At 44.7% G+C, this 16,612-nt stretch carries 15 protein-coding genes; 4 read left to right on the forward strand and 11 right to left on the reverse strand.

The genetic code is table 11. The annotated features are described in order from the left end of the window. Window positions 1–27: 27 nt before the first annotated feature. The 3 genes from ACYTPF_RS04195 to prmB form a co-directional block, all read right to left on the reverse strand. Window positions 28–1,245 carry an MFS transporter gene (locus ACYTPF_RS04195; protein WP_461851304.1) on the reverse strand — a complete coding sequence of 406 codons (1,218 nt, stop codon included), beginning with the start codon at window positions 1,243–1,245 and terminating at the stop codon, window positions 28–30. A gap of 146 nt (window positions 1,246–1,391) precedes the next feature. After that, complete coding sequence (gene aroC / locus ACYTPF_RS04200) at window positions 1,392–2,489, reverse strand: chorismate synthase (RefSeq protein ID WP_020745585.1); 1,098 nt, start codon at window positions 2,487–2,489, stop codon at window positions 1,392–1,394. Window positions 2,490–2,498: 9 nt separating this feature from the next. Continuing rightward, window positions 2,499–3,434 carry a 50S ribosomal protein L3 N(5)-glutamine methyltransferase gene (gene prmB / locus ACYTPF_RS04205; RefSeq protein WP_461851539.1) on the reverse strand — a complete coding sequence of 312 codons (936 nt, stop codon included), beginning with the start codon at window positions 3,432–3,434 and terminating at the stop codon, window positions 2,499–2,501. 152 nt (window positions 3,435–3,586) lie between these two features. On the opposite strand from prmB, the gene smrB reads away from it, so the two are divergent. Then, a complete protein-coding gene (gene smrB, locus ACYTPF_RS04210) occupies window positions 3,587–4,237 on the forward strand; it encodes an endonuclease SmrB (protein ID WP_461851305.1) in 651 nt (216 codons plus the stop codon). A gap of 21 nt (window positions 4,238–4,258) precedes the next feature. Here the strand turns inward: smrB and ACYTPF_RS04215 are convergent, their stop codons facing one another. The 6 genes from ACYTPF_RS04215 to ACYTPF_RS04240 all read right to left on the reverse strand — a co-directional run bounded on the left by ACYTPF_RS04215 (window position 4,259) and on the right by ACYTPF_RS04240 (window position 11,170). Then, entirely contained in the window at window positions 4,259–4,384 is a 126-nt protein-coding gene (locus tag ACYTPF_RS04215; RefSeq protein WP_259462646.1) for a hypothetical protein, read from the reverse strand. A 187-nt stretch (window positions 4,385–4,571) separates the two neighbouring features. Further along, on the reverse strand, window positions 4,572–4,988 hold the full coding sequence (locus ACYTPF_RS04220) for a hypothetical protein (protein ID WP_461851306.1): 417 nt from the start codon (window positions 4,986–4,988) through the stop codon (window positions 4,572–4,574). Window positions 4,989–5,123: 135 nt separating this feature from the next. Beyond that, window positions 5,124–5,582, reverse strand: a complete 459-nt coding sequence (locus ACYTPF_RS04225) for a hypothetical protein (RefSeq protein WP_461851307.1) — start codon at window positions 5,580–5,582, stop codon at window positions 5,124–5,126. 338 nt (window positions 5,583–5,920) lie between these two features. After that, on the reverse strand, window positions 5,921–6,559 hold the full coding sequence (locus tag ACYTPF_RS04230; RefSeq protein ID WP_269916053.1) for a transglycosylase SLT domain-containing protein: 639 nt from the start codon (window positions 6,557–6,559) through the stop codon (window positions 5,921–5,923). A 67-nt stretch (window positions 6,560–6,626) separates the two neighbouring features. Continuing rightward, the gene (gshA, locus tag ACYTPF_RS04235) at window positions 6,627–8,225 is read right to left on the reverse strand and encodes a glutamate--cysteine ligase (protein WP_461851308.1); all 1,599 of its coding nucleotides are present in this window, start codon (window positions 8,223–8,225) and stop codon (window positions 6,627–6,629) included. Window positions 8,226–8,299: 74 nt separating this feature from the next. After that, window positions 8,300–11,170, reverse strand: a complete 2,871-nt coding sequence (locus ACYTPF_RS04240; protein ID WP_461851309.1) for a M16 family metallopeptidase — start codon at window positions 11,168–11,170, stop codon at window positions 8,300–8,302. A 336-nt stretch (window positions 11,171–11,506) separates the two neighbouring features. Between ACYTPF_RS04240 and ACYTPF_RS04245 the strand changes: the two genes are divergently transcribed. The 3 genes from ACYTPF_RS04245 (at window position 11,507) to ACYTPF_RS04255 (ending at window position 13,834) form a co-directional block, all read left to right on the forward strand. Next, window positions 11,507–12,067, forward strand: coding sequence for an Hpt domain-containing protein (locus ACYTPF_RS04245; RefSeq protein ID WP_461851310.1), 561 nt, complete (start codon window positions 11,507–11,509; stop codon window positions 12,065–12,067). Further along, on the forward strand, window positions 12,067–12,822 hold the full coding sequence (locus ACYTPF_RS04250; protein ID WP_461851311.1) for a pseudouridine synthase: 756 nt from the start codon (window positions 12,067–12,069) through the stop codon (window positions 12,820–12,822). The genes ACYTPF_RS04245 and ACYTPF_RS04250 overlap by 1 nt, the downstream gene beginning before the upstream one ends. Window positions 12,823–12,892: 70 nt before the next feature. Further along, window positions 12,893–13,834, forward strand: coding sequence for a ketopantoate reductase family protein (locus ACYTPF_RS04255; RefSeq protein WP_461851312.1), 942 nt, complete (start codon window positions 12,893–12,895; stop codon window positions 13,832–13,834). A 23-nt stretch (window positions 13,835–13,857) separates the two neighbouring features. On the opposite strand, the gene lysS is transcribed toward ACYTPF_RS04255, so the two are convergent. Together lysS and prfB are read right to left on the reverse strand one after the other, a co-directional pair. Next, window positions 13,858–15,426 (reverse strand): lysine--tRNA ligase, encoded by a 1,569-nt coding sequence (gene lysS, locus ACYTPF_RS04260; RefSeq protein WP_461851313.1) that lies wholly within the window; start codon window positions 15,424–15,426, stop codon window positions 13,858–13,860. A gap of 23 nt (window positions 15,427–15,449) precedes the next feature. Further along, window positions 15,450–16,548, reverse strand: a protein-coding gene (prfB, locus tag ACYTPF_RS04265; RefSeq protein ID WP_179982739.1) for a peptide chain release factor 2 whose coding sequence is annotated in 2 segments (ribosomal slippage) — window positions 15,450–16,472 and window positions 16,474–16,548 — 1,098 coding nt in all. Because the reading frame shifts where the segments join, the coding sequence is not laid out codon by codon here. Window positions 16,549–16,612 lie beyond the last annotated feature (64 nt).

Consider the following 16,612-nt stretch of genomic DNA (forward strand, 5'->3'; position numbering starts at 1 on the left):
CCTGCGGTACGCCCTCAGAAAAAGGCATTAAGCTGCTTGCGCGCGTTCCATTTCTTTTCGTGAACACAATAGTAATGACAGCGCGCCAATTGCGGCAAACACCGCTGCAGTGACGAAAGTCTCATAAGCGTTAGTGCCCTGCTGCCATTGCTGTCCCGCCATGTAATTACCCAATGCGCCACCCAGTCCAAACGCTACACTAATGTACACTGCTTGCCCTCGGCTGTGATACGCCTTAGGTAAAAACTGGTGGATAAAGTGCACCGATACCGCATGGGTTAACCCAAAGCTTAATGCATGAATAAGCTGGCTTAATACTATCACCATAAAGCTATCAGCAAATGCCGCCATCACATACCAACGTAACCCTGTGAGCGCGATACTTAAGAATAATAAATTCCACACACCAAATTGACTAATAAGCCTGCGGGCAACTAAAAATATCCCCACTTCGGCAAGTACCCCTAGCGCTATAAAGATGCCGGTCTGTTGTCCGCTGTAGTCAAGGTCTCGCATGTAAAGGGCAAAAAAGCCGTAATACGCGCCGAAGCTAATTTGCAGACAGGCAGAAGCGAAGATAAAAATAGCAAAAGGTTTTTGCTTAGCGTACTTCCAAATACTGCCCGCCGTAGACGATTCAGGCGCTGCTTCTTTCGGTGCGCGTATAAACAAGGTACTAATAAATAAAAGTGCAAGTACACCAACACTGGCATGCACAGGAGTATCAGTAGAAAAAATATCTAGGGCCTTACCCACACCTACCGTTAAACAGATAAATCCAACACTTCCCCATAGCCTTATTTGCCCATAGGTAGCCTTGGTTTTCGCCACTGTGTTCATAGTGATGACTTCAAGCTGAGGCAATACCGCTGTCCAAAACATCATCATAAGGCCGAACGCCAGCGTAAGCCCCCAGAAACTGGTGAAGTAAAAGACGGAACTAAAAGTCAGCACTGTAAGAAAGCAGCCTAAACGCATAACGCCTATAGCGTTTCCTGTTTTATCAGCAACGCCTGCCCACAAGCCAGGACCTAAAATACGCGCTAGGGTAATGACGGCAAAAAGCTCACCAATTTCGGCAGAAGAAAAGCCCCGCCCATCAAGAAAGATCCCCAAGTATGGAACAAGTACGCCAAGTTGTCCGAAGTAAAGCCAGTAGGTAACAGCAAGGATAAAGAGCGCAGCTTTGCTACTTTTTTCGCCTGGCTCAGCGCTTTTGGCATGGTTTAGACCATTAGATGACAATTCACATCTCCATATGCAAAAACGCCACTAGCGCAAAACGGGTAGTGGCGAATAGTGAGAACATTTAGCGCAATACAACCTTGTTATTGCGTGTTTTACTCCATCGCGTAGATGATACGATTAAGCTTAGTTGTAATTAAAAAGCGCTATGCCTGACCCGCAATCGGCTTAGTGGTCGATAGCACGCCCGCATTTTGCGCACGGTGACGCAGCAAGTGGTCCATCAATACAAGCGCCAGCATGGCTTCAGCAATGGGTACAGCACGAATACCTACGCACGGGTCGTGACGTCCTTTGGTGACTATATCAATCTCTTCATTGTCTTTATTGATAGTTTTACCCGGTACCGAAATGCTCGAGGTCGGCTTAAGTGCCATATGCACTTCTATATCCTGACCGGTAGAAATGCCGCCTAATACACCACCTGCGTGGTTTGAAGAGAAACCTTCTGGCGTTAGCGTATCGCGATGTTCACTACCTTTTTGGTTTATAACGTCAAAGCCATCGCCAATTTCAACGCCTTTCACTGCGTTAATTCCCATCATAGCGTGGGCGATTTCCGCATCCAGCCTATCAAAGACTGGCTCGCCTAGGCCCACGGGAACATTTTTAGCTACAACCGACACTTTCGCGCCGATGCTATCGCCAGATTTTTTAAGGTCACGCATGTATTCATCCAGTGCATCTAACTTAGACTCATCTGGACAGAAAAATGGGTTGGTGTTGGTGACGCTGTGGTCTACCTTATCAACGGTAACAGGGCCAAGCTGAGACAAATAACCCAACACCTCGATACCGTGCACTTCTTTTAAGTACTTCTTCGCAATACCGCCAGCGGCTACGCGAATAGCTGTTTCGCGGGCTGATGAACGTCCACCACCGCGATAGTCACGGCTACCGTATTTTTGATCATAGGTATAGTCAGCATGACCTGGGCGGAAGCGGTCTTTAATATTGCCGTAATCTTGGCTTCGCTGATCTTTATTTTTAATCAACAAACCAATACTAGTGCCTGTTGTTTTGCCTTCAAATACGCCAGATAGAATTTGTACTTCGTCGTCTTCTCTTCGCGCTGTGGTATAGCGCGAAGTGCCTGGTTTGCGTCTGTCTAAATCCACCTGAAGATCTTCTTCGGTGATCTCAAGACCTGGAGGACAACCGTCTACTACACCGCCAATTGCAATGCCGTGGCTTTCACCAAACGTGGTTACAGTGAAAAGTTTTCCGAAGCTGTTACCTGACATAATTAACTATTAATCCTTACTACTAAAATACTGTACTAGTGTGTCTTTGCGCACGGCAAAAATACCTGAACCACCATTTTCAAATTCTAACCAAATGACTTCTAAGCCAGGAAACCTTTCATTCATGTGCACTTCACTGTTGCCTACTTCTACGAACAGCCAGCCGCCATCATTGAGGTAATTGGGCGCATCTTTAAGCATAATATCCACGAGGTCTAAGCCGTCGTCGCCTGCGGCGAGCGCAAGTTCAGGCTCGTGATGATACTCTTCAGGTAAGTCGGCCATATCTTCCGCGTCCACATACGGTGGATTAGAAACGATCAAGTCGTATTTCTGACCTTCTAGGCTAGAAAACAAATCTGACTGAATGGGATAAACACGATGATTAAGACCGTGTTCCTGAATATTAATGTCGGCCACTTCTAGTGCATCCGTGCTAATATCAACGGCATCCACCTGGGCTTCAGGGTATGCATGAGCAAGTGCAATAGCGATACACGCACCGCCTGTGCACATGTCGAGAATGCTGTTTGGCGTCGATTCTACAAAAGGCGTAAATTCATTTTGAATGAGTTCGGCAAATGGCGAACGTGGAATAAGCACACGTTCATCCACGTAAAATGGCATACCGCAAAACCAGGCCTCGTTTGTAATATAAGGCAACGGCATACGAGTTTGTACGCGCTTTAAAACGAGCTCGGCAATTTTTTCACGTTCACTTTTGGTCAAGCGTGAGCTAAGAATGTTCTCGCCAGCCTGCTCTAAGATAGGGTGAGGTAAATGCAGTGCCTGCATAACGAGGCTAGTAGCTTCGTCCCACGCATTATCAGTACCATGACCAAAGTACAAAGCCGCGTCGTTAAAACGGCTGGTTGCCCATCGTGTCATATCTAACAGGGTATGCAGATCTTCAATGGCTTCTTCGAGGTAAAACTTATCGGTCATGGCGTTTTGGTACATCAAAAATTTCAAAGCTGGTATCATACCCAAACTTCATACCGATTCACATAATTAACTACGTACCGAATCTTTCTATTCGTTATAATTTAGGCGTTTTGAATTATTGAACTTATGTTTATTTACCAAAGCTATATTTGATGAAAACCTTTAAAAAAGAACTCAAAGCATTAAAAAAGCAACTGGCTGAACCAAAGCGTCCTACGGGGCGAGCTGGGCTAGAGGGCGCAAATAAGCGCGATACGTCCTCAAGCGCTGAAGAAGAGACTTTTTCGTTTGCTGATGTTATGCAGGGCGTCACACCTATATCGCAAGATAAGGTAGAGCCTGATAAACAGGTTGAGTTATTTAAAAAGTCACAGCAAATAAAAGGTAAACATCTAAAACACAGCAAGCAACTTGCAGCTAGTTTCAACTTTTCTGACATGTATCAAGCGGCACTACCTCAAGAAGGCCCTATGCGCTTTTGCCAGGAAGGTGAGTCTACGCATATTTTGAAACAGTTACGTCGCGGCGACTACTCGCCAGAAATGACACTGGATTTGCATGGGTTAACCCGAGAAATGGCAAAAGCAGAGCTTGCGGCGCTTATTCACACTGCGAGAAAAGAACTGATTGATTGTGTTTGCGTGATGCACGGTTTTGGGCAAGGCGTGTTAAAAGCTGCCCTACCCCATTACTTAGTCCAGCACCCACACGTACGTGCTTTCCATCAAGCCCCTCTTGAATACGGCGGGCAAGCTGCATTACTGGTGCTTATTGACATACCGCTTCAAAACAACAAACGATAGGGCAATGCTGCGTAGTGCGGTCTATTTATCTTCGTCTGCGCTGTTGTGCATAAATAAATAGGTGTAGTACATCATCATCGCAACAATAATGCCTATACCTAATAGTGAGCCCCACACCACTGGGTCTTTCATCATAGTCCACATCATAATAAGTCTCCTCTTTAACTAAGTGAATAATAGAGAAGACTTGCCTTGAAGATTATGATCTAGATCAATAGTAAAAATTAGCCATATAGCTGCGTCTAGTATGCTTGATCCAGGTCAAATTATGGTGTGCTTCAAACCGTTTTTAAAAGTCATCAAGCTTTTTTGGCTGACGTAGATTACAAGGTTATTACGGTCTAAAACGGTTAAAGATATTAAGCTCGTTTTCACTTCCTAACATTAACTCAGCAGACCTACAAAGTGTTTCCATCGACTCACTCACTTTCACGTCAAAGTTAGAGGGCGTAGCTTTTAAACTGTGCTGAAATATCTTTGCGTTAGTGTGGGTCGCTAAAAGCAAAAATCCAAGACAACCGTAAGATTTTAAATAGGGTAATCGACTACAGAGTTGTTTTGCTGCTGTATGGGTGACAGTTAAACTTTTATCCGGAATAGAGAATATTACCCAATGTTCTCTCTTTCTTCCTTCTTTAACAATCGCCGCAAACCATTCGTCTACCGTTCTGTCGTCGTATACGCTGCTTGGGATATCAAATAGCACGTTATTGACGTTGAAAAAACGATATTGATGCTGACTTCCTACCATGGCTACCTCCTGTTATGCCTTTATAGAATTGATAGGAAGTGTGGTGATGCTTAGATCATTTAATACAAAGGAAGTGATTGCAAAGATAGCAACCGAGAAAACGAATGAGTTCGCACTGTTCGTACCTTTTATCCCTTACCTTATAATGTTGTTGTTTTGATAAACGCCCTTCGAGCTCATGCCAGAAGTAATTTTCTCGCTCAACCACTCTGAGGCTTTAGGTGTTTCGCTAAAAAATTGGAAAGGCAACGTGGACGCATCGTAAATTCTTGACCAGAACTTTTGCTGCAGTGCGAGTCCCTCTGGTTCATGAAGAACCACAGCAGTGGCAACAAGCCCTGAATCAACGGCTTCATCTACTATTAGTTGTGCATCGTCTGTAGCTTCCATGGGCGCGAGCGCTAAGCCGTAAACATTAACTAGGCTTGCCCAACAAGGAACATTAATCTTTCTTCTTTCTGCGCCCACCACACGTTGATACTTACGGATAAATTCTAAATTGAAAGGGCCGCTAAGATCGATGGTTAATATTCTCTTATCTTCTACGAAGAGAGCTCTAACCTCGCCATGTGCGCTAAACTTTTCATTGTCCATACATTGCTGTCGCTACTTTCTACCTAATGCAGTATTGCTAGTTGTGAGTAAAGTATAAAGTAGGATCTAGGATTGCGCCTGCAAACTAACCAAGAAAACTGCGTAATTTAAAGAAAGTAAAAATAACGCCATAAAGTTATTGCAAATCATTATCATTTGCACTATCTTGTAAATGCCTGTTCGACGTTGGGTAAAAAACGGTCTTGGCTTAGCGTCGCTGAGGGGTAGACGCCCGTCTATCCCTCATTTTTTCTTTTACTACTCATTCTCTTACTGACATAAAAAACGCGACTTACAAGCCGCGTCTTAAACACAAAATAAATATTCGCTTTTTAAAGCTAGCTAAACAACTTCATAAACCAACCTTTTTGCAGGTCTTCTTCGCAGGTTTTAAGTTGTGTCGCGTAACGTAGCGAGCGGGCTTTTACTTTTGACGCCACTTTCTTAAGCCAAGGTTTTCTGTCATAGCTTCTGCGTTTATAGCCGCCCCACCCTTCGTGATAGTTAAGGTATTGTGCATAGGCGTCCCATTTAGAAATACCGTTTACTTTTTGCGATTTATAGATAAACCACCCCATAAAATCGATGGCATCTTCAAAATCATCCCTATCCGCACCACTATTATCAGTCTCGCGCATGTAGTCTGCCCACGTAGGCGTTTTAGCCTGTGAGTAACCATACGCCGAACTGACACGCCCCCAAGGAATAAGCCCGAAGAACACATAATCGCGAGGTGGTAGCGCATCGTGACGGAAAGAGCTTTCCTGGTACATCATGGCCATAGGCACATGAATCGGCACGCCCCACTTATCTCTTGCGTCAGCAGCTGCATCATACCAATCGTCCTTTTCGTAGAATATTTCACACAAATTACTGATGTCTTTAGGAGGCGTAGTTGCACACCCAGCGATAAACAGTGGAAAAAGTACGATGAGAGTTGATAAAAAAACAACCAGTTTTTTGAACTTTTGGTTCATAGCTTGTCTTAACTAATGTTCTAGTAAAATGTGTGTTTCCCTGGAACCTTTTAATGCCTGACCTATGTCAGGCATTTTTTTTTGCTGGGGCTTCAGCGAAATAATCACGTATAAATGTATCGAAGTCTTTCTCATCAGCCGCTTCAATTTCTTTTTGTGCAGCAAACGATACTTCAGCTTGGGCAGCAAATCCTGCGGCGTCGGTATCCGTATACTCAAAAGACTTCATCTCAGATTGATAGGCCTGCGCGAGTTCTAATCCTAGTACTCCATTATCTTTGTCGTCTTCTAAAAGCATAGAAAGCAGTTTACCTGACGGCGTTAAATCGGGGTCTTGTACTTTGGCAAACTCAGTTTTCACCGCTTCACTGTAGCGAGAAGTATCGTTAGCCATATCGAGTAATTCAGCGGCCTGTTCGAATGATTTAAACAGCGAAGTACACCACTGAGGTAACGTTATATCCACCCCATCATTTTGTAGCACTAGGTCTGGGTTTCTCCCCTCTAGTACTACTCGATTCATGTTTTCTTTCGCTTCGTTAAGTTGAGTTTCATCGAGCTCAGCACTTGGCATTAGCAAACATGCAACCAAAAATACATCTAAGAAATCAAACTGGGTCTGTGAAATACCCACTGCGGAAAACGGATTAACGTCTAGCGCACGTACTTCAATGTAATTGATACCGCGGCGAACCAAGGCATCTGTTGGCTTTTCCATTGATTTGGTAGGCTGCTTTGGTCGTATAGGCGAGTACAGCTCATTTTCAATCTGAATGATATTGCGGCTAAGCTGTTGATAATTGCCTTCGTCCCCAGCAGCAAATTGGCTGAAGCGCGAAGACGGTGTATTCATAGCATCCCGCAACAGCTTGACGTAGTTGTCGAGCTGGTTGTAACAAATTTTAAGCGACGACTGCTCTGCGCTGGTATAGCCTAAGTCACTCATTCTAAGGCATGTGGCATGAGGCATGTACACCGTACCTTTACCCACTTTCTTAAATGGCAAAGCGTGCTTTTTACCTTTTAGGAATGAACCACAAAGTGCGGGAGATGCGCCATAAAGATAAGGTATTAGCCAGCAAAGGCGGCGATAGTTGCGAATTAACCCAAAGTAATCCGCTGAAACCTGGTCTTGCGAATATTCTTTGCCGTTCAATTCAGCCCAAAGTTTCCAAAAGCTGTCTGGTAAGGAAAAGTTAAAATGAACGCCTGCGATAGCTTGCATCATACTGCCGTAACGGTTTTTAAGACCTATGCGGTACACCCGTTTCATTTTCCCTACATTTGACTCACCAAAGTAAGCAATTGGAATATCGGCATCATCTTCGATGAAACACGGCATGCTTAGCGGCCATATTTGCTCGTCGCCAATGTTATCAATAACAAACCTATGGATATCTTTTAACTGAGAAATCGTTTTGGCAGAACTGTTTTCTGGCGGTGTAATAAACTCAAGCAGAGATTCAGAAAAATCAGTGGTTATTGAGTCGTGAGTTAGCGCTGACCCAAGTGATTTAGGATGAGGCGTTTGCGCCAATGTACCATTTGGGTTTATACGAAGGGCTTCGCGCTCTACGCCACGCTTAATGTCTTTTAGCGCAGCTAGGAATTCGGGTGACTTAAGCGCAGCGATGCGCGCTTCAAAACGGGATGAGTCTACAGTCAAAATTGTGGTCCGTTATGTCAATATTGCCCCCTGTTATGGGGGGCAATAGTGTAAATTCAACAAAAATCAATCTATCAGTTTAACGTTTCTCGGGTGTTACTCTCTACTGATAACTCGATAATTGGCATCGATAGCGCGTTTAACTGAGGCAAAATTTTAGCTTTATCACCTACTACAATAATTTGCATCTTATCGAGATTCAAATATTGCTTTGCTAACGCATCCATCGTTTCCTTATCAATATTGTTAATAATAGTAAGCTGCTCTTCACGATAGCCTTTCTCCAAGTCGTAACTGAGCAGCTGTCTTAAGAAGCGCGCTTTACTAGCAGGCGTTTCAAATTCTAACGCATCGCTTAGCGTAAAGGCATTGCGCATAAAGGCTATTTCTTCCTCAGTCACGCCCTCAGTGCGGTAGCGATTAATCTCTTTTAGAACTTCAGAAATTCCTTCACCTGTATTGGCAGCGGTTAGGTCGGTACTTGCTTCAAACCATCCAAGGGTTTTACCACCCACAAAACCGCTATTTGCTCCATAGGTGAAACCTTTATCTTCTCGCAAGTTAAGATTTATACGGCTATTAAATGCCCCACCTAACGGAAAGTTCATAAGACGGGACTTAAAGTGATCGCCTGTTGCATCAAAAGGCAGGCTTCGATCAACTAGGTATACCACTGACTGTACCGCTTCTGGGCTGTCTACCAGGAATATCTGATTTTTTTCATACTTAGGGAAGTCACTGTAATCAGCGAACTCATAGGTTTGACCTTTCCACTGACCGATGAAGTCTAAAGTATCTACCATAGCCTCTTTCGGTAAGTTACCGACAACCACAATACTCGCTTTATCAGGTGAGTAATAATTGGTGTAAAACGCTTTAACGTCTTCTAACGTGATGTTTTGTACTGATTCTAATGTACCTTCGTCAGGCAGGCTTACGCGATTCTCTTCCCCAAACAAGATGAGATCTCGTGCACGACGCGCCAGGCTTGAAGGCGTTTTCGCTTGCTGCTGTAGCCCCTGTACAACCCGCTCTTTCATACGGTTGAAGTCTTCTTGCGTAAACGCAGGGTTGAACAACTTTTCTTTTAACAGTGCTAAGGTTTCATCTAGATGCTTAGTTAATGTTGATACATAGACTTGCGAATACCTACCAGCAGTGCTGAAACGGATAGCACTTCCCAGCTTAGCAAGCTCGTTAGCCAATGCTTCGTTACTGTAATTTTTTGTAGTTTCATTCATAAGCAAAGCGGTCAGATAAGCCGTTCCAGCTTTACCTTCAGGGTCTAGCAACATGCCACCGTCCATGCCTAGGGTAAACGTTACCGTTGGAGTTTCAGTACTGGTAACGCCAAGCATTTCTATACCGTTAGCAAGTTCAGCTTCCCAATAATCGGGGACTTCTACAACCGGTGCCTCGCCAGCCTTTGGCATTTCGCTTCTATCGAAACTTGATACTGCGCTGGCAAAAGCATCGTCATCTGTAATTTCGGCGGTTTCTATCTCAATATTTCTTACCGGGCGCTCAAAGTTTTGCTCCGCCGCAGCTAGTTGCACCTGCCCTTTCGGCACAACACTCAGCACTACACTGTTAGCATCTTTAATATACTTGTTGTAAACGCGCATGATGTCTTCAGCCGTTACCGCGTTATAGCGTTCAATATCTTCGGCTATTAAATCGGGCGTTTGATAAAAGGTTTCGTTAGCAGCAAGGGCTGACACTTTGCCAGACACACTTTGTAAGCCAAACACCGTACGCGCTTCAATTTTACCTTTTGTTCGCGCTAAATCATCGGTGGTGACACCTCTTGTTTCAAACTCTTTAAGTGTTTCATTTAGCACATTTTGAAGTGTTGAGAGTGAAGTGATTTTTGCAGGGTTAGCCAAGGCGAGTAGCTGAAATTCACAGGCGAGTTCACGGCAAGGGTGAGACACCACGGCCTGCACTGCCATGCCCTCTTTTACTAAGTTTTTATAAAACAATGAAGTTTTACCACCACCTAAAATATCGGCTAAAACATCAAGCGGCGCTTCATCTTCGTGGCGACCGTATACCGTTGGATAGGTTATTTGAAGAAGTGGAAGGTGAACCTTATCTTCAAGGGTGACATAACGGGTTTCGTTTAACGTCACCTGCTGTGGCTCAGGCTCTTCTACTGCAGGGCCAGCTGGTATTTCGCCGAAGTACTTCTTCACCCAGGCTTTAGTTTTAGCTACATCGATATCGCCACCTATGGTTAGCACAGCATTATTGGGGCCATACCAGCGCTTAAAGAAGGCTTTCAGGTCGTTTACGTCTACCCGATCTAAGTCTTCTACATAACCAATAGTCATCCACGAATACGGGTGCCCTTCAGGATAAAGCGCTTCGCCATTAAGCTCAAAACGCAACCCGTAAGGCTGATTGTCCACCCGTTGTGCTCGTTCGTTCTTAACTGTCTCTCTTTGATTTTCAAACTTGGTTTGGTCTACGGCTTCTAGCAGGTAGCCCATTCGATCAGACTCAAGCCATAACACTTTTTCTAACTGGTTTGCCGGCACAGTTTCAAAGTAGTTAGTGCGATCGGTATTAGTCGTACCGTTTAAATTGCCGCCAGATTCTGTAATAACTTTAAAATGCTGTTCATCAGCAACGTGTTTTGACCCTTGAAACATCATGTGCTCGAAGAAGTGGGCAAAGCCAGATTTGCCAATTTCTTCTCGTGCCGAACCAACGTGATAAGTTACATCGACGTGCACCAGAGGGTCAGAATGGTCTTCGTGAAGGATGACAGTCAGCCCGTTAGCAAGCGTATATTTTTCATAAGGAATAGAAACGCTATTTGATGTCGTTGCGGCGGTATCTGATTTACTAGTCGCCTGTTCTTCTTGCACGTGCTGACACGCTGATACTGCTATAACGCCTATAGCCATTAAGAGGGTACGAAGGGTCAGTTTTCCTGACATGATGATTCCTTTTCAATTACTACATGTTTTCACTCGCCTTCACTCTAACTACATTTTGCCGTAACCACTTAACTTGGCGGTCAAGAATGAAGTTGCGATTTCAAAAGCGCGAGCGAATTTTTGAAGACTACCAGACTTTTTAACGCTTTACTTGCTTCGACTTTGCTATGGATGTATTAATTTGTGTATTTCTGAAATACACTTACACTTCATAGTCTTTAGTAATAAAGGCTTTAGCCAGTTGAATTCGTTAAGTGGTACGAATGAACTGACAAATGGTTTGCGTTTGGACTAGAAATTGTCCGAAAAGAAGTTGCGAAATAAAAGGATAGATGTATGGATCAGTCAACAACAGTACTCGATATAGATTTCGGAATGTCACAGTTAAGTGGTAACAAAAAACTGTTGTTCACCCTACTAGGTAAGTTCACGGACGAATATCGTTCTCTAGATGCTGACTTACAAGCACATATTGCAAAGGGTGACTTCACTGAGGCTTATTCACTTGTTCATACCCTCAAGGGCGTAACAGGAAATCTAGGTATGTTTGCGCTTCACAATGCAAGCAAGCCTGTTGAAAGTAGCTTTCGAAACGACGGACAAGTCGCTGATGAATACCCTGCGTTTGTCGCCGTGCTAAATGAGACAATTACCACGGTAGATGCATTAATCAAAGAGCCAGAAGTTACCGCTTCTGTCCCTGCAAATGGCGCTGCCGCTGAGCAAGCTCGAAAGCAGTTATTGGCCGCACTTAAAGCCAGTGAGTTTATTGCACAGGATAAACTAGACGAGTGGCTAGACGCCCTTGCCTTACCTCAAGAAAAACGCACGGCTATTATCGATGCGGTTGACGAGCTAGATTATGAAGAAGCTATCGAAGAGTTAGAAAATAGCTAGTGCTACACATTCCTATCCTCGTTGAAAACGCTGATCTTATCGTCGTTAATAAGCCTGTTGGCGTTGCCATGCACGACGCTGTCGACGAAACTGGCGTAAAACAAGATCCAACGAAAGGTATTAAAGCAGGAAAGGTAGACGGTATTGTTACTGTTTTAAAAAAGCAGCTCGCCGTTAAAGAATTGCACCTTTGTCACCGCCTAGATACCGGTACCTCAGGATGCTTATGCTTAGCTAAAAATGCCACGGTGGCGGCAGAAATCGGCGAACTTTTTTCATCAAGACGCGTCAGCAAATACTACCTAGCCTTAAGCAGTAACAAACCTAAAAAGAAACAGGGCATGATAATCGGCGATATGAAAAATCGTCGCGGTGGCCAGCGTATTTTGCTTAAAACTCAGGAAAACCCAGCGATAACTCAGTTTTTCAGTAGCGCAGCTAGACCGGGAACTCGTGGTTTCGTTGTTAAACCTCATTCAGGGAAAACCCATCAAATTCGAGTCGCGCTTAAAAGCGTCGGGGCCCCTATTTTAGGTGATACACTTTACGGCGGTGCGGCGTCAGATAGGCTCTACCTTCATGCTTGGCACTTGCGCCTTCCTCTATCGAAAGGTGAATTATCAGTAACCGCACCTTTTGATGCGGGCGAAGTAATTAGCCAAGAAGACATGCACGCTTGGGTTGAGGCGCTTAATGCACCAGACGCTTATCCATGGCCGGCAATTCCAGCGCGCTTCTTGTCTGAATCTTTATAAGAGCGTCATCAAGGTAAACCCGTTCCGTACAAGTAAAACAGTAACCTAATACAACATTTGACAGATATTAATGGGAAAACTACATATAGTCGGTGGCGGTGCCATCGGGAGTTTAATTGCAGCGAGCGCTCATAAAAATGGCGTGCCCTATGATTGCTACCCCAGAAATATTAGGACCATGCCTGCTCGCGCAAAATGGCGAGATGGCCAAAGTATTGAACTAAAAGCTGCTATGCCAGCGCCTGTCATTCTTGAAAAAGATGACGTGTTAATACTTCCACTTAAAGTGTATCAACTTAACGCTGCTCTAATACAATGGCTTCCCTACCTCAATCAAAAACCGACGGTTGTGCTGATGCACAATGGTATGGGCGGGCTAGAGGTTGCACGAGATTTGTTAGGCGGCGATTATCCGCTGCTTCTTGCTACAACGAGCCATGGCGCGTTAAAAGAAAGCACATCAAGCGGCGATTTTCACGTGAAGTATACAGGGCTAGGAGCAACGCAAATCGGCGCGTCTAATTTAGCTAAGCCAATACCTCAAAAGCTTGCAGACCTTTTACAAGTAGCACCACAGCTTGCAAATGCAATTGCTACTTTAGATAGTTCGCTTCCGCCTGTGCAATACCGAAGTGATATTTTAACAGCACTGTGGGCCAAGCTTTCCGTTAATGCCGTAATTAATCCACTAACGGCACTTCACGATATTCAAAATAAGCACATTGCTGATGCTGAATTTGAGCAAACTCGCCGCAAGATATGCCATGAGTTCACGCTAGTGGCTAACGCATATGGGTTTAACTTCAATGAAGATGAGGTACTAAAAAACGTGTTGTCGGTAGCTAAAGCAACAGGTGAAAACTACTCCAGCATGCATCAAGATATTGCTCACGGCAGGCAAACAGAAATAGACGCCATTAACGGTTACATTGTGGAAATGGCAAAGAAAAAGGGTATCCCCGTTCCCGAGAACACCCTTTTGGTAGAGCGTGTTAAAGCGCTAAGTGTTTAAAACCTTAGCGTTTATAACCGTTTTTACTCTTGCTCACCCGCTTCTTGGCCATCTTTTGGTGCTTGAGGCTTCATGTGTGGAAACAAGATAACATCTTTAATGGTAGAGCTATCGGTAAACAACATCGCTAGACGGTCGATACCAATACCTTCACCCGCTGTTGGCGGCAAGCCATATTCAAGGGCGCGGATGTAGTCATCGTCAAAGTGCATGGCTTCATCGTCGCCAGCGTCTTTCTCTTCAACCTGCTTCGCAAAACGTTCCGCCTGATCTTCTGGGTCGTTCAACTCGCTAAAGCCATTCGCTAATTCACGTCCACCTACAAAGAACTCGAAGCGGTCTGTAATGAATGGGTTGTTGTCGTTACGGCGCGCAAGCGGCGATACTTCCCACGGATATTCTGTAATAAACGTAGGTTGGATAAGCTTCTCTTCTGCTGTTGCTTCGAAGATTTCGCAAAGGTACTTACCCGCACCCCAAATGCCATCAACTTCAGGCTCTTTAATGTGAAGCTGTTTTGCCATTGCTTTAAGCGCGTCAAGGTTCGCCTCTGGGTCGCGAATAGCTTCTTCATTAGCTTCTGGCCAGTACTTAAGAATAGCTTCGCCCATGCTTAAGCGGTCAAACGGCTTACCAAAATCGTATTCAACTTCAGACGTTACGTTACCTTCAGCGTCTTTAGTTGTGTTTTTGATGATACTTGTACCAAGGATATCTTCCGCCAACGTACGAAGCATATCTTCTGTAAGGTTCATCAGGTCATTGTAGTCTGCATACGCTTGATAGAACTCAAGCATAGTGAACTCTGGGTTATGGCGCGTTGATAAACCTTCGTTACGGAAGTTACGGTTGATTTCGAACACACGCTCAAAACCACCAACGACTAAGCGCTTAAGGTATAACTCTGGTGCAATACGCAGGTACATATCAATGTCTAGCGCATTGTGGTGAGTTACAAACGGCTTCGCAGTCGCACCACCTGGAATAACCTGTAGCATCGGCGTTTCTACTTCTAGGTAGTCACGTTCAGTAAGGTAGTTACGAATGCCGTTTACAATCTTACTGCGGATCATAAAGGTTTTGCGGGTTTGCTCACTTGTAATTAGGTCAACGTAACGCTGGCGATACTTAGTTTCCTGGTCGCTCAAACCATGGAACTTTTCTGGCAATGGACGCAGTGCTTTAGTAAGCAGCTCGTATTGCTCCATGTTTACGTATAGGTCGCCTTTACCTGACTTGTGCAAGTCGCCCGCTACGCCAATGATGTCACCAATATCCAGTGCACCGTATTTTGCTTTAAGGGCCTTTTGGGTGTCTTTATCAGCGTAAGCTTGAATACGGCCTGTCATATCTTGAAGCAGCATGAAAGGACCACGCTTTGCCATAATACGGCCAGCAATGCTTACCTTGTTTCCCTGCTCTTGCAGCGTTTCCTTGTCGAATTCACCGAACTTAGCTTGAAGCTCATCCGCATAGTTTTCGCGACGGAAGCTGTTTGGGAAACCGTTCGCACGGCACTGCTCGCGAATAGCGCTTAGCTTAGCACGGCGCTCTGCAATCAATTTGTTATCGTCTGTTTGTTGGTCAGTCATAACCTTTCACTTCGTTGTTCGGTTTACAGCCCAGATTTCAGGCTGGCTTCAATAAATTTGTCCAAGTCGCCATCTAGCACGGCTTGAGTGTTACGTGTTTCCACGCCAGTACGCAAGTCTTTAATGCGAGAGTCGTCCAAAACGTAAGAGCGTATTTGGCTTCCCCAGCCGATATCAGATTTGCTGTCTTCCATCGCTTGTTTTTCAGCGTTTTGTTTTTGCAGTTCAAACTCATAAAGTTTGGCTTTTAACTGCTTCATCGCTTGATCTTTGTTTTTGTGCTGCGAGCGATCATTTTGACACTGCACCACTATGCCCGTTGGTTCGTGGGTAATACGTACCGCAGAGTCCGTTCTGTTTACGTGCTGTCCACCTGCGCCCGATGCGCGATAGGTATCTATACGTAAGTCAGACGGGTTGATATCTATATCAATGTCGTCGTCAATTTCTGGGTATACAAACGCAGATGAAAATGACGTGTGACGGCGGTTACCCGAATCAAACGGTGACTTACGAACCAAGCGGTGCACGCCAGTTTCTGTGCGTAGCCAACCAAATGCATATTCGCCCTGAATACGCAAAGTTGCGCTTTTAATCCCGGCTACATCACCGTCTGATACTTCAATGAGTTCAGTTTTAAAACCGTGGGCTTCACCCCAACGCAAATACATGCGAAGCAACATATTGGCCCAATCTTGCGCCTCTGTGCCACCAGAGCCCGACTGAATATCAATGTAGCAGTCGTTCTCATCATTTGGACCAGAGAACATACGGCGAAACTCAAGCACCTCTAGTTGTTCAATTAAGCCTTCTAGTTCACTTTGAGCCTCAACAAAGGTGTCTTCATCCTCGGCTTCAACCGCCAATTCAACAAGACCTTCAACATCTTCTGTACCCTGATCGAGCTTATGGATCGTTTCAACGATTTGCTCAAGGGCCACTTTTTCTTTGCCAAGTGCCTGCGCTCTGTCTGGCTCGTTCCAAACATCAGGACTTTCTAACTCTCGGCTAACTTCCTCTAAACGCTCTGACTTTGCATCAAAGTCAAAGATACCCCCTAAGCGCTTCGGTGCGCTCGCGGATATCTTTTATCGCATTAGTAACGGGGTTTATTTCAAACATAGTCCGCTTATTTCGTTAAAAAATTAAGACCGCGGATAGTACCGAATTTGAAGGAATTTTGATA

Source organism: Alteromonas sp. HB246098 (assembly GCF_054890645.1).